17 protein-coding genes are annotated in these 19,427 nt (G+C 63.2%); 9 read left to right on the top strand and 8 right to left on the bottom strand.

Features of this window, described 5'->3' with window-relative positions; translation table 11 throughout:
• The first annotated feature begins 125 nt into the window (after window positions 1–125).
• The 6 genes from J3A98_RS01820 (at window position 126) to J3A98_RS01795 (ending at window position 6,524) form a co-directional block, all read left to right on the top strand.
• Window positions 126–1,583, top strand: coding sequence for an MBOAT family protein (locus tag J3A98_RS01820; RefSeq protein ID WP_209963600.1), 1,458 nt, complete (start codon window positions 126–128; stop codon window positions 1,581–1,583).
• A gap of 11 nt (window positions 1,584–1,594) precedes the next feature.
• The gene (locus J3A98_RS01815) at window positions 1,595–2,752 is read left to right on the top strand and encodes an alginate O-acetyltransferase (protein WP_209963597.1); all 1,158 of its coding nucleotides are present in this window, start codon (window positions 1,595–1,597) and stop codon (window positions 2,750–2,752) included.
• A gap of 20 nt (window positions 2,753–2,772) precedes the next feature.
• Window positions 2,773–3,420, top strand: a complete 648-nt coding sequence (locus tag J3A98_RS01810; protein ID WP_209963595.1) for an alginate O-acetyltransferase AlgF — start codon at window positions 2,773–2,775, stop codon at window positions 3,418–3,420.
• Between the two features lie 35 nt (window positions 3,421–3,455).
• Entirely contained in the window at window positions 3,456–4,910 is a 1,455-nt protein-coding gene (locus J3A98_RS01805) for a mannose-1-phosphate guanylyltransferase/mannose-6-phosphate isomerase (protein ID WP_176682786.1), read from the top strand.
• Between the two features lie 305 nt (window positions 4,911–5,215).
• The gene (locus J3A98_RS01800; RefSeq protein ID WP_176682580.1) at window positions 5,216–5,680 is read left to right on the top strand and encodes a multidrug transporter; all 465 of its coding nucleotides are present in this window, start codon (window positions 5,216–5,218) and stop codon (window positions 5,678–5,680) included.
• A 31-nt stretch (window positions 5,681–5,711) separates the two neighbouring features.
• Window positions 5,712–6,524 carry an SDR family oxidoreductase gene (locus J3A98_RS01795; RefSeq protein ID WP_209963591.1) on the top strand — a complete coding sequence of 271 codons (813 nt, stop codon included), beginning with the start codon at window positions 5,712–5,714 and terminating at the stop codon, window positions 6,522–6,524.
• A gap of 1,223 nt (window positions 6,525–7,747) precedes the next feature.
• On the opposite strand, the gene J3A98_RS01790 is transcribed toward J3A98_RS01795, so the two are convergent.
• The 4 genes from J3A98_RS01790 to J3A98_RS01775 form a co-directional block, all read right to left on the bottom strand.
• Complete coding sequence (locus J3A98_RS01790; RefSeq protein ID WP_209963588.1) at window positions 7,748–9,202, bottom strand: efflux transporter outer membrane subunit; 1,455 nt, start codon at window positions 9,200–9,202, stop codon at window positions 7,748–7,750.
• Window positions 9,199–10,260, bottom strand: coding sequence for an HlyD family secretion protein (locus J3A98_RS01785; RefSeq protein WP_176682577.1), 1,062 nt, complete (start codon window positions 10,258–10,260; stop codon window positions 9,199–9,201). Before J3A98_RS01785 ends, J3A98_RS01790 begins: the two co-directional genes overlap by 4 nt.
• Before the next feature lie 28 nt (window positions 10,261–10,288).
• Complete coding sequence (locus J3A98_RS01780; RefSeq protein ID WP_176682576.1) at window positions 10,289–11,830, bottom strand: MFS transporter; 1,542 nt, start codon at window positions 11,828–11,830, stop codon at window positions 10,289–10,291.
• Between the two features lie 116 nt (window positions 11,831–11,946).
• Window positions 11,947–12,852, bottom strand: coding sequence for a LysR family transcriptional regulator (locus J3A98_RS01775; RefSeq protein WP_016497993.1), 906 nt, complete (start codon window positions 12,850–12,852; stop codon window positions 11,947–11,949).
• A gap of 272 nt (window positions 12,853–13,124) precedes the next feature.
• Between J3A98_RS01775 and J3A98_RS01770 the strand changes: the two genes are divergently transcribed.
• The 3 genes from J3A98_RS01770 (at window position 13,125) to J3A98_RS01760 (ending at window position 14,454) form a co-directional block, all read left to right on the top strand.
• Window positions 13,125–13,571: a universal stress protein gene (locus J3A98_RS01770; RefSeq protein WP_209963584.1), complete on the top strand. Its 447-nt coding sequence runs from the start codon at window positions 13,125–13,127 to the stop codon at window positions 13,569–13,571.
• Between the two features lie 92 nt (window positions 13,572–13,663).
• A complete protein-coding gene (locus J3A98_RS01765; RefSeq protein WP_014859917.1) occupies window positions 13,664–13,990 on the top strand; it encodes a type II toxin-antitoxin system PrlF family antitoxin in 327 nt (108 codons plus the stop codon).
• Window positions 13,987–14,454: a type II toxin-antitoxin system YhaV family toxin gene (locus J3A98_RS01760; protein WP_176682574.1), complete on the top strand. Its 468-nt coding sequence runs from the start codon at window positions 13,987–13,989 to the stop codon at window positions 14,452–14,454. The genes J3A98_RS01765 and J3A98_RS01760 overlap by 4 nt, the downstream gene beginning before the upstream one ends.
• Window positions 14,455–14,526: 72 nt before the next feature.
• Here the strand turns inward: J3A98_RS01760 and J3A98_RS01755 are convergent, their stop codons facing one another.
• Genes J3A98_RS01755 through J3A98_RS01740 form a run of 4 tightly spaced genes read right to left on the bottom strand, consistent with a single transcriptional unit; the run spans window position 14,527 to window position 19,291 of the window.
• Window positions 14,527–15,387 (bottom strand): HlyD family secretion protein, encoded by an 861-nt coding sequence (locus J3A98_RS01755; RefSeq protein ID WP_209963581.1) that lies wholly within the window; start codon window positions 15,385–15,387, stop codon window positions 14,527–14,529.
• Between the two features lie 10 nt (window positions 15,388–15,397).
• Window positions 15,398–15,598: a DUF1656 domain-containing protein gene (locus J3A98_RS01750; RefSeq protein WP_009685040.1), complete on the bottom strand. Its 201-nt coding sequence runs from the start codon at window positions 15,596–15,598 to the stop codon at window positions 15,398–15,400.
• Complete coding sequence (locus J3A98_RS01745; protein ID WP_209963578.1) at window positions 15,588–17,765, bottom strand: FUSC family protein; 2,178 nt, start codon at window positions 17,763–17,765, stop codon at window positions 15,588–15,590. Before J3A98_RS01745 ends, J3A98_RS01750 begins: the two co-directional genes overlap by 11 nt.
• A complete protein-coding gene (locus tag J3A98_RS01740; protein ID WP_209963574.1) occupies window positions 17,762–19,291 on the bottom strand; it encodes an efflux transporter outer membrane subunit in 1,530 nt (509 codons plus the stop codon). The genes J3A98_RS01745 and J3A98_RS01740 overlap by 4 nt, the downstream gene beginning before the upstream one ends.
• Between the last annotated feature and the right edge of the window lie 136 nt (window positions 19,292–19,427).

The following is a 19,427-nucleotide window of genomic DNA, read 5'->3' as shown; positions in this document are numbered from 1 at the left end:
AGGGCTTCGCCCTTGTTCGCGGGCTTGCCCGCTCCCACAGGGATCTAAGTTGCCTTCCAGTCTTGCACTGGGGGGTTTGGGGGGCGCTTTGCCCTGGATGCTGTGAACAAATTAGGAGAACCGGGATGGTCTTCTCGTCCAACGTGTTCCTGTTCCTGTTCTTGCCGATCTTCCTCGGCCTGTACTACTTGAGCGGGCAACGTTATCGCAACCTGCTGCTGCTGATCGCCAGCTACATCTTCTATGCCTGGTGGCGGGTGGATTTCCTGGCACTGTTCGCCGGGGTCACCCTGTGGAACTACTGGATCGGCCTGAAAGTCGGTGCCGCCGGTGTGCGCACCAAGCCAGCGCAGCGCTGGTTGCTGCTCGGCGTGGGTGTCGACCTGGCGATCCTCGGCTACTTCAAGTACGCCAACTTCGGCGTCGACAGCCTGAACGCGATCATGACGTCGTTTGGCCTGGAGCCATTCATTCTGACCCACGTGCTGCTGCCGATCGGTATCTCGTTCTACATCTTCGAGTCGATCAGCTACATCATCGATGTATACCGCGGCGACACCCCGGCGACCCGCAACCTGATCGACTTCGCAGCGTTCGTGGCGATCTTCCCGCACCTGATCGCAGGCCCCGTGCTGCGCTTCAAGGACCTGGTCGACCAGTTCAATAACCGTACCCACACCCTGGACAAGTTCTCCGAAGGCTGCACCCGTTTTATGCAGGGCTTCATCAAGAAAGTGTTCATCGCCGACACCCTGGCCGTGGTCGCCGATCACTGCTTCGCCCTGCAAAACCCCACCACGGGGGACGCCTGGCTCGGCGCCCTGGCCTACACCGCACAGCTGTACTTCGACTTCAGCGGCTACAGCGACATGGCCATCGGCCTGGGCCTGATGATGGGCTTCCGCTTCATGGAAAACTTCAAGCAGCCCTATATCAGCCAGTCAATCACCGAGTTCTGGCGGCGCTGGCATATCAGCCTGTCGACCTGGCTGCGCGACTACCTGTACATCACCTTGGGCGGTAACCGTAAAGGCACCTTCAATACCTACCGCAACCTGTTCCTGACCATGCTGCTGGGCGGCCTGTGGCACGGTGCGAACTTCACCTACATCATCTGGGGCGCCTGGCATGGCATGTGGCTGGCCATCGAGCGCGCGCTGGGCCTCGACACCAACCCGCAACGCTTCAACCCAGTGAAGTGGGCCTTCACCTTCCTGCTGGTGGTGGTCGGCTGGGTGATCTTCCGCGCCGAAAACCTGCATGTGGCCGCCCGTATGTACGGCGCCATGTTCAGCTTCGGCGACTGGCAGCTGTCGGAGCTCAACCGTGCCCAACTTACCGGCCTGCAGGTGGCCACCCTGGTCATCGCCTACCTCACCCTGGCGTTCTTCGGCCTGCGTGACTTCTACCGCAATGCCAGACCGACGCCCACGGCGACCCCGGTGCAGGTCAACGCTGACGGCTCGATCGGCCTGGACTGGACCCGGGTGATGACCCGCGCACTGATCCTGCTGCTGTTCGTCGCCTCGATCCTCAAGCTTTCGGCGCAAAGCTACTCGCCGTTCCTTTACTTCCAGTTCTGAGGTTGATGACCATGACCCGGACATTACGCATCACCTATTCCCTGTCGTTCCTCGGCCTGCTGGTCGGCATGGGCGCCTGGTCCACCGGTGGCCTGCAGAGCTTCCAGCGCACCGAGCAGATGACCCTGCTCAACGGCAAGCTGGCCAAGGCCGCCGAGACCCACTACGACGCCGAGTTCCCGATCAAGCGCCTGGGCACCAACCTGTGGGCGGCAATGGACTTCAAGTTGTTCAACGAAGGCCGCCCGGGTGTGGTACTGGGCCGCGACCAATGGTTGTTCAGCGACGAAGAGTTCAAGCCCACCGCCGGTGCCGAACAATTGATGCAGGAAAACCTGGCACTGATCCGTGGCGTACGCGACACCCTGCAGCAACACGGCAGCCAACTGGTGCTGGCGATCGTACCAGCCAAGGCGCGGGTCTACGCCGAGTACCTGGGCAAAGAGCGGCCTGCCAGCCTGCATGACGAACTGTACAACCAGTTCCATGCCCAGGCACGCCAGGCCAACGTGTTCGCACCGGACCTGATGGCAGCGATGGAGCAGGCCAAGGCCCGTGGCCAGGTGTTCCTGCGTACCGATACCCACTGGACGCCTATGGGTGCCGAAGTGGCGGCGCAAACGCTGGCCGAAGCGGTCAGCCGCCAGAGCCTGCTCAACGGCGCCCCACAAGCCTTCATCACCGAAGCCGGCAACACCGCCCCCTACAAGGGCGACCTGACCAACTTCCTGCCATTGGACCCGTTGTTCAGCAACCTGCTGCCGACCCCGGACAACCTGCAGCAACGCACCACTCGCCCAGTCGACGCCGAGGGTGACGCCGGCGACGCGTTGTTCGCCGACAAGCAGATCCCGGTTGCACTGGTAGGCACCAGCTACAGCGCCAACCCGCACTGGAACTTCCTCGGCGCGCTGCAGCAGGCCCTGCGCAGTGACGTCGCCAACTACGCCGAAGACGGCCATGGCCCGCTGCTGCCGATGCTCAAGTACCTGCAAAGCGATGCCTTCAAGAACGCCGCACCACAAGTGGTGGTGTGGGAATTCCCCGAACGTTATCTGCCAATGAAAAACGACCTCAGCAGCTTCGATCCGCAGTGGATCGCGCAGCTGAAAAACTCCCGTAAATCCGAACAAAACCTGGCCTTGTCGTCCACCCGGACAGACCACTGACTGATAGAGAGGAAACGCACATGACTACCAAGACTTCCATTGCCAAAGCCCTCACCCTCGCGGCCGGCCTTTCCCTTGCTTCGATGCAGGCGTTCGCCGGTGCCGACGCCGCACTGTATGGCCCAAGTGCGCCGAAAGGCTCGACCTTCGTACGCCTGTACAACGCGACCAGCGCACCGGCCGCCGCGTCGGTCGGCAACACCCAGATCAAACAGGTTGGCGCACAGGCCAGCAGCGACTTCAGCTTCCTGCCAGGCGGCGACTACACCGCCCAGGTCGGCGGCAAGCGCGTGCCGGTCAAGCTGGCCTCGGACAAGTACTACACCCTGGTCAACAGCAACAACGGCAACCCGAAACTGATCGAAGAACCACCGTTCAAGAACAAGCAGAAAGCCCTGGTGCGCGTGCAGAACCTGAGCGACCAGCAACTGACCCTGAAAACCGCCGACGGCAAGACCGAAGTGGTCAAGCCGGTGGCCGCCAACGGCCGTGGCGAACGCGAAATCAACCCGGTCAAGGTCAACCTGGCACTGTACCAAGGAGACAAGAAAGTGGGTGACGTGAAACCCGTCGCCCTGGAACGCGGCGAAGCCGCAGTGCTGTACGTAACGGGTTCCGGCAACGCCTTGTCGCCGGTGTGGGTAACTCGCCCCGTGGCTAGCAACTGATTCCCCTGCCTCTCAACGACTATTGGAGAAACATGATGATCCCGGTAATTCTTTCTGGTGGTAGCGGTTCCCGTCTGTGGCCTCTGTCGCGCAAGCAGTTCCCCAAACAGTTCCTGGCCCTGACCGGTGAACACACGCTGTTCCAGCAAACCATCGAGCGCCTGGTATTCGAGGGCATGGACACCCCGGTCGTGGTCTGTAACAAGGACCACAAGTTCATCGTCCAGGAGCAACTGGCCGCACTGAAGCTGGAAACCCAGGGCATCCTCATGGAACCGTTCGGCCGCAACACTGCGCCGGCCGTGGCCATGGCTGCCATGAAGCTGGTCAACGAAGGCCGCGACGAGCTGATGCTGGTGCTACCTGCCGATCATGTGATCGATGACCAGAAGGCCCTGCAACGTGCCCTGGCCTTGGCCACCGTGGCCGCCGAGCGTGGCGAGATGGTGCTGTTCGGCGTGCCGGCGACCAAGCCGGAAACCGGCTATGGCTACATCCGTTCCAGCCAGGACGCGCTGCTGCCCGAAGGCGTGGCGCGGGTTGCGCAGTTCGTCGAGAAGCCCGATGAAAAACGCGCCGCCGAGTTCGTCCAGGCCGGTGGCTATTTCTGGAACAGCGGCATGTTCCTGTTCCGCGCCAGCCGCTTCCTTGAGGAACTGAAAAAGCACGATGGCGACATCTACGACACTTGCGTACTGGCCCTGGAGCGCAGCGAGGAAGACGGCGATGTGCTGAGCATCGACGAAGCCACCTTCGCCTGCTGCCCGGACAACTCCATCGACTACGCGGTAATGGAAAAGACCCAGCGCGCCTGCGTGGTGCCGATGTCGGCCGGCTGGAGCGACGTCGGCTGCTGGTCGTCGCTGTGGGAAGTGCACGAGAAAGACGACAACGGCAACGTCACCAAGGGCGATGTGGTGGTTCAAGACAGCCGCAACTGCATGATCCACGGCAACGGCAAACTGGTGTCGGTGATCGGCCTGGAGAACATCGTGGTGGTCGAGACCAAGGATGCCATGATGATTGCCCACAAGGACAAGGTCCAGGGCGTCAAGCAGATGGTCAAGACCCTCGACGAACAGGGCCGCACGGAAACCCAGAACCACCTGGAAGTGTATCGCCCGTGGGGCTCGTACGACTCGGTGGACATGGGCGGCCGCTTCCAGGTCAAGCACATCACCGTCAAACCGGGCGCCAGCCTGTCGCTGCAGATGCACCATCACCGCGCCGAACACTGGATCGTGGTATCCGGTACCGCCGAGGTGACCTGCGACGAAAACGTGTTCCTGCTGACCGAAAACCAGTCGACCTATATCCCCATCGCTTCGGTGCACCGTTTGCGCAACCCGGGCAAGATCCCCCTGGAGATCATCGAAGTGCAGTCCGGCAGCTACCTGGGCGAGGATGACATCGAGCGCTTCGAGGATGTGTATGGGCGCACCTCCACCCCCATCGAGCGCGGCGTTTCGGTGAAGACCATCGCGCAGTAAATGCTGACTCGCCCCTGGGCTGACCAGGGGCGAGCCTGCTCATTCAACGCTCGGGGCTATGATGTGGATGTCGAATGGGCCACCCACCACCTTGAAAGGTCGCTGCAAATCATCCTCCCCCTCAAATGTGACTCATGGCCATGCTCCTTTAGAATAGGCAGGGTGAAATCCAGAAGGGATGTAGCGTTTCCTCTGCTCGCAGCAATGTCAGGTCTGGTTTCTGGCAGAGGTGCTCACCGGTTACCTGACCGCTGGGTTTTAGGTAGGCTGTAGCCATCACTCCGCGCGAATGAGGCGATTACGCGATGCTGATCGGTGCCCTGCTGATCCTCACCTGGCTGGTGTTGTTGTTGCGTTACCCAGCCAAGGCTCTTCCCATCTCCCTGGCGGCCGTGTGTGGCCTGGGCCTGGTGGCTTCGTTCGTCGTCTGGCAAGACAGCCGCGAAAGCAGCCGACTGGCACGCCTGGACCTGCGCCTGACCTACGCCCCCGAACACTGTCCCGCCGACCGTGCCCTGCAGGTCCGCGTGAAGAACGGCAACGACGTGCCGCTGACCGAACTGCGTTGGCGCGTGGCGGCGTATGCACCGGGCGATACCGTGAACCTGGCCGAGAATACCTACAATGCACCGCGATACCGAGGACCAGGTGAATTGCAGCCGGGGGCCGAGTGGCAAGACTGCCTGCCATTGCCACCGCTGCGTTCCGGCTATCGGCCGCAGACCCTGGAATTCCGGGCAGAGCGCCTGCAGGGTACATTTGCCAATTGATGTGTTTACTCCATGACAACAGGCCCCAACCATGCCCACCGTCCTGATCACCGGTTGTTCCAGCGGCATCGGCCGCGCCCTGGCCGACGCCTTTCGCGATGCGGGCCACCATGTCTGGGCTACCGCCCGCAAGCCTGAAGATGTCGAGCAATTGAGTGCCGCCGGCTACACGGCCCGGCAGCTGGATGTAAACGACGGCGAGGCGCTGGCCCGCCTGGCAGAGGAACTGGAGACCCTCGATATCCTGATCAACAACGCCGGCTACGGCGCCATGGGCCCACTGCTCGATGGTGGCGTCGACGCCCTGCGCCAGCAATTCGAAACCAACGTTTTCGCCGTGGTCGGCGTTACCCGGGCGCTGTTCCCACTGCTACGCCGCTCACGCGGCCTGGTGGTGAATATCGGCAGTGTATCGGGCGTGCTGGTCACGCCATTCGCCGGTGCCTACTGCGCCTCGAAGGCGGCTGTGCATGCCCTGAGCGATGCCTTGCGCCTGGAGCTGGCGCCGTTCGGTGTGCAGGTGATGGAAGTACAGCCGGGCGCAATTGCCTCGCAGTTCGCCAGCAATGCCCAGCGCCAGGCCGAGCAGGTACTGGCGATGGACTCGGCGTGGTGGCCTTTGCGTGAGCATGTGCAGGCGCGGGCGCGGGCATCGCAGGACAAGCCAACGTCGGCGGCGGTATTTGCCCAAGGCGTGCTGGCAGCCGTCGGCAAGTCGCCGGCGCCAGCACGGGTGCGGCTGGGGAATGGCAGTACAGCCTTGCCGCTGATGGCACGGTTGCTGCCGCGGCGGTTGCTGGACTGGGCGCTGCGCAAGCGTTTCGGCCTGCTGCGTCCGCTCTGAGTGATCGCCTGCCTTTACCCGCGAAAGGGCCGGACCTGCAGGCCAATTTTCACCCACCGTTCACTGTTGCCGCCGCTATCGTATTCGCGGGTAAACCCGCTCCTACACAGATTTGGTGGGGGACACACATCGGTGGTTGGAGACAGGCCGCCGTTTATCCGCGAAAGGGCCGGGCCTGCTGGCCAATTTTCACCCGCCGTTCACCGTTGCCGCCGCTATCGTATTCGCGGGTAAACCCGCTCCTACACAGATTGGTGGGGGACACACATCGGTGGTTGGAGACAGGCCGCCGTTTATCCGCGAAAGGGCCGGGCCTGCTGGCCAATTTTCACCCGCCGTTCACCGTTGCCGCCGCTACCGTATTCGCGGGTAAACCCGCTCCTACACAGATTGGTGGTGGACACACATCGGTGGTTGGACACAGGCCGCCGTTTATCCGCGAAAGGGCCGGGCCTGCTGGCCAATTTTCACCCGCCGTTCACTGTTGCCGCCGCTACCGTATTCGCGGGTAAACCCGCTCCTACACAGATTGGTGGGGGACACACATCGGTGGTTGGAGACAGGCCGCCGTTTATCCGCGAAAGGGCCGGGCCTGCTGGCCAATTTTCACCCGCCGTTCACCGTTGCCGCCGCTACCGTATTCGCGGGTAAACCCGCTCCTACACAGATTGGTGGTGGACACACATCGGTGGTTGGAGACAGGCCGCCGTTTATCCGCGAAAGGGCCGGGCCTGCTGGCCAATTTTCACCCGCCGTTCACCGTTGCCGCCGCTACCGTATTCGCGGGTAAACCCGCTCCTACACAGATTGGTGGTGGACACACATCGGTGGTTGGACACAGGCCGCCGTTTATCCGCGAAAGGGCCGGGCCTGCTGGCCAATTTTCACCCGCCGTTCACTGTTGCCGCCGCTACCGTATTCGCGGGTAAACCCGCTCCTACACAGATTGGTGGGGGACACACATCGGTGGTTGGACACAGGCCGCCGTTTATCCGCGAAAGGGCCGGGCCTGCTGGCCAATTTTCACCCGCCGTTCACTGTTGCCGCCGCTACCGTATTCGCGGGTAAACCCGCTCCTACGCAGATTGGTGGTGGACACACATCGGTGGTTGGACACAGGCCGCCGTGTAGGAGCGGGTTCACCCGCGAAGAGGCCGGTGCAGCCTGCAAAGAATCAGGCCATGGACCGCAGTGCCCCCCCCTTCAAACTCTGTGCTTCCTCCCTAGCTGTGAGCATTCGGCAGCTGCTCGTCAAACGCCTGCCAGCCTCCACCCAGCGCCTTGTACAGCCCCACCAGCGCCTGCGACACCGCCGCCGAGCTGTCGATCCATTGCTCCTCGCTGGCCAGCAGCGCGCCTTGCACCGTCAGTACATTGAGAAAGTCCACCGCCCCTTCCACATACTGGCGCTGGGCGGTTTCCAGGGCGATACGGTTTTGCCGCACGGCCTCGGCAAGGTGATCACGGCGCAACTGACTGGCGTTGTACAGGCGTAGCACATCGTCAATTTCATGCCAGGCCCCCAGCACCACCTTGCGATAGTTCAGCGCGGCTTCCTGCTGTTGCGCCTCGCGCAGTTCCAGGGTGCCCTTGAGCCGGCCGCCTTCGAAGATTGGCAGCGACAACTGCGGACCGAAGGCAAACCGGCGCGAATCCCAGCCACCGAAATCCGACAGCTGCATGGCCTGGAAGCCGACACTGCCCGACAGGCGGATGCTCGGGTAGAAATCCGCCTTGGCCACGCCAATGCTGGCGGTGGCGGCATGCAGGCGGGCCTCGGCCTGGCGGATGTCCGGGCGGCGCTCGGCCAGTTCGGACGGCAAGCCGATAGCAAACTTCTGCTGCGGCACGGGCAACTCGCCGCCTTGCAGCAATTCGGCCTGGAGGCTGCGCGGCCGCTCGGCAGCGAGCAGGCTGAGGGCATTGATCAGGTCATCACGCCGCGCTTCCAGGCTCGGCAGGCGCGACTCGATAGACGCGACCTGGGCGCTGGCCTGGGCCACATCCAGGCGCGTGGCAACACCTTCGGCCTGGCGGTCCTGGGACAGCTTCAGGCTGTGCCGGGCGACCCTGAGGTTATCCTGCGTCACATCGAGGGTGTGCTGCACGGCACGCAGCTGGATGTAATTGCCGGCGGTTTCCGAAAGCAGCGCCAGCAGCACGCTGCGGCGGTCATTCTCGGCCACTTCGACCGTGGCATCGGCAGCCTCGACCTGACGCCGCACACGGCCCCACAGGTCCAACTCCCAACCGGCCACCAGGTCACCCTGCCAGAGGTTGAAGGCTTCTTTCCCGGCCTTGCCGGACGGATCGCTCAAGCCATCGGCGCTGTTGCGCGCGCGGCTGTAACCGGCGTTCACGTCCACCGACGGTACTTCATCGGCAGCCAAGGTGCTGCGCAGGGCACGGCTTTGCAGCAGCCGCGCGCTGGCCATCTGCAAGTTGAGGTTGCGCTCGGCAACGCGTTGGATCAAGGCACTAAGCTTTGCATCGTGGAAGGTTTCCCACCAGCGCAGTTCCAGCGGTTCGGCCTGCGGCTGGCTGGCTGCCGCCTCGCCTTGCAGCGGCGCCCACTGCTGCGGGGCCTGGCTATCTGGACGCATGAAATCCGGGCCCTGGGTGCAGCCGGCCAGCAGCACGGCCAGCAGCAACGGGCTCAAGCGCAATCCCGTTTTCATCGCGCACTTACCTCTTTGCCGTCCAGCTTGTCGCCACGGGTGTCGATGGTGGCTTCTACCGACATGCCCACACGCAGGCGGGTGAGCAGTGGCTGGCCATCATCGAAAACGATCTTTACCGGAATGCGTTGCACCACCTTGGTGAAGTTGCCGGTGGCGTTGTCTGGCTTGACCGCGGCGAAGGTTACGCCGGTAGCCGGGGCAATGCTTTGCACATGGCCTTGCAGGGTTTCGCCGGAGAAGGTGTCGACGCTGATGCGCACCGGCTGGCCCGGCTGTACGTGGGTCAGCTGGGTTTCCTGGAAGTTGCCGACCACATAAGCCTGCTGCAACGGCACCACCGACAGCAGGCGGGCACCCGGGTTGACGTAGGCCCCCACGCGCAGGGCGCGTTCGCCGACCATCCCGTCCACCGGCGCTGTGATGCGGGTGTAAGACAGATCGAGCCGGGCCTTTTCCAGGCCTGCTTCGGCGCGCTTGAGCTGGCCATCGGCGCTGGCCACTTGAGCCGTGAGGATGTCCACCTGCTTGCGCGCCGCCACCCGCGCCGCTTGAGCGTTGGCCAGGCGAGCACGGGCTTGATCGACCGCGCTGCGCGCCTGCTGGGCGTTCTGCACGGTACCTGCGCCCTGCTCGGCAAGGCGGCTGTAGCGGTTGACTTCATGGTCGGCGAACGCCACCTCAGCCTGGGCCGCCTTCACTGCCGCTTCGGCCTGGGCAATCAGCGCATCCTGGCGTTCAAGCGTGGCGCGGGCATCGGCGCTCTGTGCCTGGGCTACCAGCAACTGCGCCTGCGCAGCATCCAGCGCGGCCTGGTAGTCACGCGCATCGATGGTCGCCAGCAACTGGCCAGCCGTGACCTGCTGATTGTCTTCCACCAGCACTTGCTTGATGAAGCCGGCGACTTTGGGCGCGACCACGGTGTAGTCAGCGGTCACATAGGCGTCATTGGTACTCTGGCGGTGGTCGCTGCCTAAGATCCAAGGGCCGACGATGCCGGCCAGGACGGCCACGGCCAGCACCGAGCCGATGAGAAGGGTTTTGCGGTTGTTGGTCATTTCAATAGTTCTCGACATCGTCCAGGGTTCAAGCCACCGCACGCGGCGGATAGACCCGGGTAGGCACGAAAGGAATCAGGCAGATCAGGGCCACGGCGATACAGGCCAGCACCAGATAGAGGTCAGCCGAGGTCAATACCTGCGCCTGGTCGTGAATGCGCTTGGCCAGGCCGGCGGCGTTGCCGTCGACCAGCGGGGCGTTGCCCAGGCTGTCCACCAGGTGATTGGAATGGAAATGCCGGCGCAGGGTGCCAAGCACATCCAGCAGGCCACCGGCGATGACGGCGGCCAGGCCCTTGACGGTGTTGAACCAGCTGGAGGCGAACGGGCCTTCCTGCGGGGTCATGCCATTGGTTGACAGCATCAGCAACGGCAGCACGGCCATCGGCTGGCCGAACACCTGCAGCAGGTAGAACGGGTAGAAGTCGCCACGGATCCACTCGCTGGTCAGCAGGCTGCTGCCAACACAGGACGCCGCAAGCATCGCCAGGCCAATGCCCAGCACCCAGCGGCAGTCCACTGCGCGGATGTTGCACAGTGCCGCTGTCAGCGGCAGGGCGATCAGTTGCGGCATGGCCACCAGCATCATCAACGGGCTGGTCTGCGCTGGGCGATAGCCCTGGATCTGCGCAAGGTAGGCCGACGGGATGCTGCCCACACCCGAGAGCACGACCAGTACACCGGCCAGGGTCACCAGGGCGAAACTCAGGTTGCGCCGCTGCAACAAGCGCAACTGGAAGAACGGCAACGGCTCGGACCACTCGTTGTACATGAACAACACCAGCAACAGCAGGCCACCGCCCAGCAGCCAGCAGATCAACGGCGAGTCGAACCAACCCCAGCGGTCGCCCAGCGACAGGCCAAGTACGGTACAACTGATTGCAGGCAGCCCCAGCAGTACGCCTCGCCAGTCGAACTGTTTGAAACGCTCCAGGCGCAGCGGGTCCTGCGGCAGCCCCCAGCCTACGCAGAAAATGGCCAGCAGCGAGGGCAGGATGATCTGCCAGAACGCCCATTGCCAACCGACGTATTCGGTCCACAGCCCCGCCAGCGGCGTGCCGAGGTTGGGGCCAAAGGTGGCGGTCAGGGCGTAGCAGGCCAGGCCATAGACCTTGATACCTGGCGGCAGAAAGCGCAGGGCCACGCTCATCAGCATCGGCGGCAAGGCGCCAGCGGCAAAGCCCTGCAGTACGCGCAGCAACATCAAACTGTGCAGATTGGGGGCGAACGGTTGCAGCAGGCCAAGCACGGCGAACAGACCAATTGCGCTCATGGTGAAGCGCCGCAGCGAGAAGGTCGTGGCCAGCCACGGCGCAAAGGCCATGGCTGAGACCGAAGCGGCGCTGTATACCGCCAGCAACCAGGCCCCTTCGTCGGCACCGATGCCCATGGCGCCGCGGATATCGGCCAGGGAAATCTTGGTTACCGACTCGTTGAGGCCGGCGCACAGCACAGCCAGCAACACACCGAACAGCCCGACCACCACCTGCAGGCCAAACGCCGTCTGCGCAGGCGCGGCCGGCGCGGGGGCGGCGGCCAGCGCCGCAGAGGGCGCCGTCAGGGAAGTCATGAGAATACATCTCCAGCAACAATTTCAGGGCTGGGGCAAGTTTAAGAAGGTCGAATGCTGACGAAAACTGACTTGTCGGTAGTTTTATATTGCGTCAGACGCAATCCATGCCTGAATCACGGATCGATGCGGCCACACGCTTTCAACGTCTGGCGCAACCAACGGTGCGCGGGGTCGTTGTCGAAGCGCGGGTGCCACGCCTGCATCACATTGACCTTCTCCAACGGCACCGGGATCTCGAACGAGCGCAATGGCAACTTCAACCGCTGCACACTGTTGAGGATATTGGCGGGTATCGGCAGGATCAGGTCCGAATCCGGCAGCGAGAACATCGCCGAGTGGAAGCTGGTGGTGATCAGGGCCACGCGCCGCTCCACCTTGTGGTTGGCCAACGCCACATCGATCGGCCCGTTGGCACGGCCGCGTCGAGACACGCTGATCTGCGGGTAGGCGGCAAAACGCTCAGGGGTGATCGGGGCATCGAAGATAGGGTGGCCCACACGCGCCAGGCCTACAAAGTAAGTATTGAACAGGCTCTGCACCTTGATTTCCGGGCCCAGTTCAATGGCCGAGCTGATGATCAGGTCGATATGCCCGTTGCGCAGCACTGCATCATCGTCACCACTGCCCTCCGGGACAAACCGCAACACCGTACGCGGCGCCTGGGCCAGCATCATGCGCAGCAGCTGGGCGCCGTAAAGGGCAATGAACAAATCATTGGTGCGGATGTTGAAGGCACGGTCCAGGTTGACCAGGTCGACATCGTCACGGCTGCGGAACACCTGCCCGGCCTGCTCCACCAGGCCATGCACCTGCTCGCGCAGGGCCAACGCACGGGGCGTAGGCACCAGGCCACGGCCGGCGCGCACCAGGATCGGGTCACCCAAGGCATCGCGGATACGCCCCAATGTCCGGCTCATGGCCGCCGGGCTCAGGTTCATGCGCTGCGCTGCGCCCACCACGCTGCCCTCGTCGAGCAAGGCATCGAGGGCGACGAGCAGGTTCATGTCCGGGAGTTGCATGGCCGTTTTCCGTTACAGCTGCGGGAAACGCGATGGTAGCAGGTTGGTGGATTGCATCAGACGCAATGCGCTCTTGCGTGGTGGGGCATTTATTCACTGGGCGTATTCGGCCTTAAATGAAGCATTGGCAGGTCTGGCCTTTTCGCGGGCGCGCCCGCTCCCACAGGCCCCCCACAATTCCCGAATGTTGTGCGACACACCTGTGGGAGCGGGCATGCCCGCGAAAGGGCCGATCCTGCAGACCCACAAGCCAGCCTCTGCCAAGGATTCCAATGCCCAGCCCCGTCCTGATCGCCATCGACGCCTCCCCCGCCTCCAGCACCCTGCTCACCCTCGCCCGCCGCTACTGCCGCCCCGGCGAACACGAACTGCACGTGCTGCTGGCCATCGACTCCACCTTCGCCGTGCATGAGCAACCTGCGCCCTACACCGCCGAGGAACTGGAAGAATACCCCGCCGCCTGCGAGGAACAGCAGCATGCCGACCACGCCGTAGCCGAGGCCGTGCGCGAGCTGCAGCAAGCCGGCTTCACCAGCCTGGGCTGCATGGCGGCCGGCCAGCCGGTTGAAGCGATTGTGGCCAAAGCGCAGGAATTGAACTGCGAACTGATCATCATGGGCCACCGCCACCTGTCGCGGTTGGGGCGGTTGCTGGACCCGTCAATCAGCGCGAAGGTGATTGACCGGGTAGACATGCCAGTGTTGGTGGGCTCTGCCTGACCGCTCATCACCGTGGTAATGCACCTGCATTGACGAGGCAATGCAATCGCATTACCTTGGGCCGTATCGCTGTCACCCACAGGACATTACTCATGGCTGCCACCTTCGACGTCGAGTCCACGCTGACCGATCGCTATCAAACCACTGTTCCCGAAACGGTGCGGCGCGCCTTGGGCTTGAAAAAACGTGACAAGATCCATTACTCGATTCGCCCCGACGGTGGGGTGATACTCACCCGCGCAGAGGCAACCGAGGACGATCCGGTACTGGGCAAATTTCTGGATTTCCTGGCACACGATATCGCTACCAACCCTCAACGGCTGCAGGTTGTCGATGCTGGCCTCATCGCGCGCCTCGACAAGCTTGTCGGCGACGCGGAGGTCGACCTGGATCAACCTCTGTCGGCGGACGATGAATGAGTGATGCGAGCAGGAAGCCTCTGGTTATTCATGGATGGACTGTAATTGCCCACCCGCTGTTCCTGGCCAAACTGGACGCGCTAAGCGCTCAAGTCGAGGCTCAACGGGACAAAGACCCAACGGGTTATACGAAAAGAAATACCTTTAAAAGGCTGGCCGCCATCCGGCGGTTGGCGTTCGATGTAATCCCTCAAGACCCGACCAAACCCGAATACCGGCAAGGGGCAACACTTGGCGGTGACCACAAGCACTGGTTCAGAGCAAAGTTCTTCCAGCAGTACCGGTTGTTCTTCCGCTACCACACCCCCAGCAGGATCATCGTGCTGGCCTGGGTCAATGACGAGTCGAGCAAGCGGGCCTATGAAAGTAGCGACGATGCTTACAAGGTCTTTCAAAAGATGTTGCATAGCGGCCACCCACCGGACGATTGGGACCAGTTGCTGCAAGAGGCTGCCGCAGATTGAGCCGACTGGCTAATACGCATGCATCAGCAGGGCTCCCATAGATGATGCGGGAGGCCGGGATGGTCGCGAAGGTCAACCTTCGCCAGGCTTGACTACCACCGTACACGTCGTCCCCGCCGCCAGCAAAAACCCTTCCGGCACTTCATCGATGTGAATACGTACCGGCACCCGCTGCGCCAGGCGCACCCAGTTGAAGGTGGGGTTCACGTCGGCGATCAGCTCGCGGCTTTGCGGGTTGTCGCGGTCGTAGATACCGCGGGCGATGCTCTCCACATGCCCTTTGATGCGCTCGCCGCTCATCATCTGCAACTCGGCCTGGTCACCCACCTTCACGTGGGGCAGCTTGGTTTCCTCGAAGAACCCGTAGACCCAGAACGAATTTTCGTCGACCACCGCCATCACCGCCTCACCCGTGCGCGCATAGTCGCCCTTGTGGATATTCAGGTTGGTCACGTAGCCGTCCACCGTGGCCACGATGTGGGTGCGCTTTAGGTTCAGCTCAGCCGCAGCCAGTTCGGCCAGGGCCTGCTGGTAGTCAGCCTGGGCGGAGTTGGCGATGTTGCTGGCGTCTTCACGGTTCTCCTTGGAGATCACCAGGTTGTCCATGTCGGCACGGCGCTTGGCATTGACCTTGCGCATTTCCCAGGTGGCCTTGCGCGAAGCGACCAGCGCCTTTGCCTGGTCGACCGCCAGTTGGTAGTGCTCGGGGTCGATCTGGATCAGCAGGTCGCCCTTCTTCACCCGCTGGTTGTCCTTGACCGGTACAGCCACCACGTAGCCGGGCACGTCGGCAGCGACGTTGATGATGTCGGCCCGCACACGGCCATCACGGGTCCAGGGCGTGGTCATGTAGTGCAGCCACAACTGGCGACCGATGGCCACGGCAGCGACCAGCACCAGCAGGGTGGCGATCAGGCTGAAGAACTTTTTCATCGAAGGATTCTCACCAGTAGACAGTCAGCGCCATGGCGCCGAACAAGCAGACGAACAGGCTCAGGCGCAGCAGCGCCGGGTGCCAGAAGAAGCGGTAGCCATCATGGCTGGCAATGAACCGGTCCAGGCCCCAGGCCAGGCCCAGGGCAAACAGGAACATCAAGGTCATGGTGGGCATGTACACACCATGGAAGGCGATTTCACGAGGCATGGTGCAGTCCTTTCGCCGGTGCCAGTGGCGACTGTGGGTCCAGCAGGGAAGAACGGATGAAGTGCAGGTAGCTTTGCACGCGGCGCAGCACAGAGGTATCGAAGTGCCGGGCGAACGGCTCGTCGGTGGCCTGCACGCGGGCGATGGCGTGGTCCACTGCCACCAGTGCGCGTTCATGGTTGCTGGCGCTAGGCTGCAGGAACAGCCGGGCCAGAGCGCGGCCCATGACACGGATTGCCTGGCGCCACGGCTGCGACTCGGCATAGGCCGGGTGCACCGGCGCGCGGGCTTGCTCCTTACGCAGCTCAATGACGGCGTGGCCGATCTCCAGCACGGTGAACATCCAGCCCATCAGTTGGCTCTGCACCTGCGGCTTGCCGGCCGCCAGGCCATAGGCCTGGTGCAGCAGGTCGCGGGTGCGGCTTTCGAAGGCCGAGCCCAGGCCGCGCAGGCGGCCGCTGATGGCGAACAGCACCTGCTCGCGCAACGCCTGCTCCAGGCGGCTCCACAGCCAGCGGCTGTTGGGCGGCAGGATGATCGCCCCGGCGGCGGCACAGACGAACATGCCGATCACCATACCGATGTAGTCGTTGATGAAGGTGTACGGGTCATAAACGGTGAGGTTGTTCGGCACCGAGCCAATCGCGAAGAACACCAGCAGGCCGATGCCATAACCGGCGTAGGCAGGGCGCGACGAAAGAAACGCGCCCAGCATGAACACAGGCGCCAGCACCATGCACAGCAGCGGAAAACCGTCGATCCAGGGGAACACGAAGAAGGTTTCGAAGAAGCCGACAAAAGCGCCGATGGCCGTGCCGCACGCCATCTGGAACGACATGCGCTTGGGGTTGGGTGACGCCGCCGAAAGGCATACGGTGACCGTGGCGATCAGGGTCATCATGGCGCCGCTGGGCCAATCGCTGAGCAGCCAGTAACTGCCCAGCAGCAACAGCACTGCCGAGGCCCGCACACCCGCCGCCAGCGATACCAGCCAGCTGGTCTGCGCCACGTAGGGCTCGTCCCACTGCTCGCGCTCGTGCTTGTGCGCGGCCAGTGAGGCATGGGTTTCGGCGTAGCTCAACATTTCGTCGACGAAGCGGTACAGCAGCTCGAACGCGGTATGAAAATCGAGCAGGTCGGACTCGCTGGGGTCCGTTGCCAGGTACTCAGCCCGCAGCCCTCGCACCTGGGCCTGCAGGCCTTCCTTGTAGGCGGCCAGCTCCAGGGTCAGGCGCAGCGCATCGGCGTCAGTCAACGCCCGGCCCACATAGGGCTGCAGCAACTCCATCAGGGTGTTCAGGCCAGGTTCGATGGCACTGACGATCTGCAGCGGGCCACGGGTGCGCAGGCGCTCCAGCAAGCGGTGCAAGGCATTGAAACGCGTGGTGACGGCCATGAACTCGCTGTTCATGCGCACCAGCCGACCACTGCGACGGCGCATGTGCGGGTCTTCGAAAGCGGTGACGTTGCGCAGGCTCTCAAGACCCACTGCCTCTGCCACGAAGCGCACGTTGCTGCTCTCGAAGCGGTCCTTTTGGCTATCGCCATGCAGGGCCTCGACCACCACCCCGGCAAACACGCCAAAGCGCTGGTACAGGGCGTTGCGCATCGCGGCACTGGCCGACTGCGGCAGGATCGCGGCACTGACGAAGGTCGACACCAGAATACCCAGGGCAATTTCCAGCGCCCGCCATACCGCTGCCATGAACGCCTGGTCGGGGTGTTGCAGCACCGGCAGGCCGATCATCGCTGCGGTGTAGCCGGCCAGCACGAAACCATAGGCGCGGAAGGTGCGGTAGCGCATGGCACCGGCCGAGCACAGGCCCACCCACAGGGCCAGGCTGGGCAGAAACAGCTCGGTGTTCTGCGGAAAGATGGCGATCAGCGCCACCATCATCGCCGAACCCGCCAAAGTACCGAGCACCCGGTAGAAGCTTTTCGCGAACACATGCCCGCTTTGCGGCTGCATGACGATGAAAACAGTGATCATCGCTGTACGCGGTTGCGGCAGCTCCAGGCGCATGGCCAGCCACAAGGTGATGAACGCAGCGGCCAGCACCTTGAAGATGTACACCCAGGTCACGCCGTCGGTGCGCGCCCAGGCAAAGAAGCCCCGGCGCCATTCCAGGCTTTGCAGCCAGCGCACGGGCAAACTGGAAGTGCTCATTCGGCGTTATCCGGCTTCTTGTCGAAAATGGCCAGGGTGGCCGGGGTCTTCGGTGCTGCCTGGCGTTCCTCTTTCGGCACATCCTGACCAGCCTGCAGGCCACCACCCAGGGCGGTGACCAGCTCGGCATGGGCAATCAGGCGGGCGGCCTGCACCTGCTGCTGCACCTGCTGCTGGCGGAACAGCAAGGTCTGCGCGTTGAGCACGTTCAGGTAGTCGGTGAGGCCACGCTGGAACGCGACCATGGCAATGTCATAGGTTTTCTGCGCAGCGGCGACCGATTCGGCGGCGAAGTGCGACTGTTCTTTCATCGACTCGCGGCGGATCAACTGGTCGGAGATGTTCTTCAGTGCGCCAACCACCGTCTGGTTGTAGCGGGCTACAGCCACGTCATACCCCGCCGAGGCCACGCCCAGTTCTGAGCGCAGGCGCCCGCCGTCAAAGATCGGCAAGCTGATGGCCGGGCCGACGTTGTAGTTGAACTTGCGCCCGGTGAGGAACTCCAGCGGGCCACCACCGGTCGCCATGAAGCCCAGGCTGCCGACCAGGTCGACATTGGGGAAGAAGCCGGCGTGGGCAACGTCGATGCCGCGCGCCTGCGCGGCCACTTGCCAGCGGCTGGCGACCACGTCAGGGCGCTGGCCGACCAGTTCGGCGGGCAGGTTCGAGGGCAGTTTCAATGGCGCGGCCAAGACCAGGGCCGGGCGCTGCAACTGCGCGCCGTCCCCCGGGCCCTTGCCGGCCAGCGCCGCCAGTTGGTTGCGGGTCAGGGCAATTTCTTCGTCGAGGCTGTCGAGCTGGCGGTGGGTTTCCGGCAGCGGCGCTTCGGCCTGGCTGACTTCGAAATGGGTGCCGATACCAGCATCCAGGCGACGCTTGGCCAGGGCCAGGATCTGCTCCTGCTGTTCCAGTTCGGCCTTGACGATATCGCGCTGGGCAAAATGCAGGCTCAGCTGGATGTAGGCACGCACCACATTGTTCTGCAACTCCAGCTGCGCCTGGCGGGCTTCGGCCACGCTCATGTGCGCCTGGTCCACGGCCTGCTCGCTGGCATTGCGTTCACGGCCCCACAAGTCGAGGGCGTAGCTAAAGCCGATGGCAGCGTTGTTGTCCCAGGTGTTGGCACCGGACAGCGCGCCAGGGCCATAGAACTGGTCTTCCGGCCAGTTGTGGCGCTTGAGCGTAGCCTGGCCGTTGGCCTGGAGCTTTTCCGCCGACTCGACCACACCGGCCATGGCCTTGGCTTCGCGCACTCGCGCTGCGGCCATGGCCAGGCTCGGGCTACCGGCCACGGCCAGGGCAACCCAGCGGTCCAGCTGCGGGTCGCCATAGGCGCGCCACCACTGCTGGTTGGGCCAGTGAGCGTCGGTCGCGGCTTCGCGAATGGCCGCGTCGGTGGTCAAGGTATTGGCTTGCAGCGTCTTGCTTTGCGGGGCGATGCCCCAGGTTCCGATACAACCACTCAAGGCGAGGGCAAGGGCACAGGCACTGAACGCCTTGAGCGTTCTGATGATGCGACGCGGCACAGCTGCGATTTCCCGAGGAAGAAGTGAAGAGGCCGAGCAATTCTAGGGGGCGGCAGCACTGGCGATAAGCGCAGATTCCTGCGAATCTTTGTTACCAAAACAGCGATAATCCGCCTTTGGTCGAAGGCAACTTTTT

It is taken from the genome of Pseudomonas sp. BP6 (genome assembly GCF_017875935.1).
GTDB classification, from domain to species: Bacteria; Pseudomonadota; Gammaproteobacteria; order Pseudomonadales; family Pseudomonadaceae; genus Aquipseudomonas; species Aquipseudomonas putida_Y.
The sequence above is the reverse complement of the archived record's forward strand: the minus strand, read 5'-3'. Positions and strand labels throughout refer to the sequence as shown.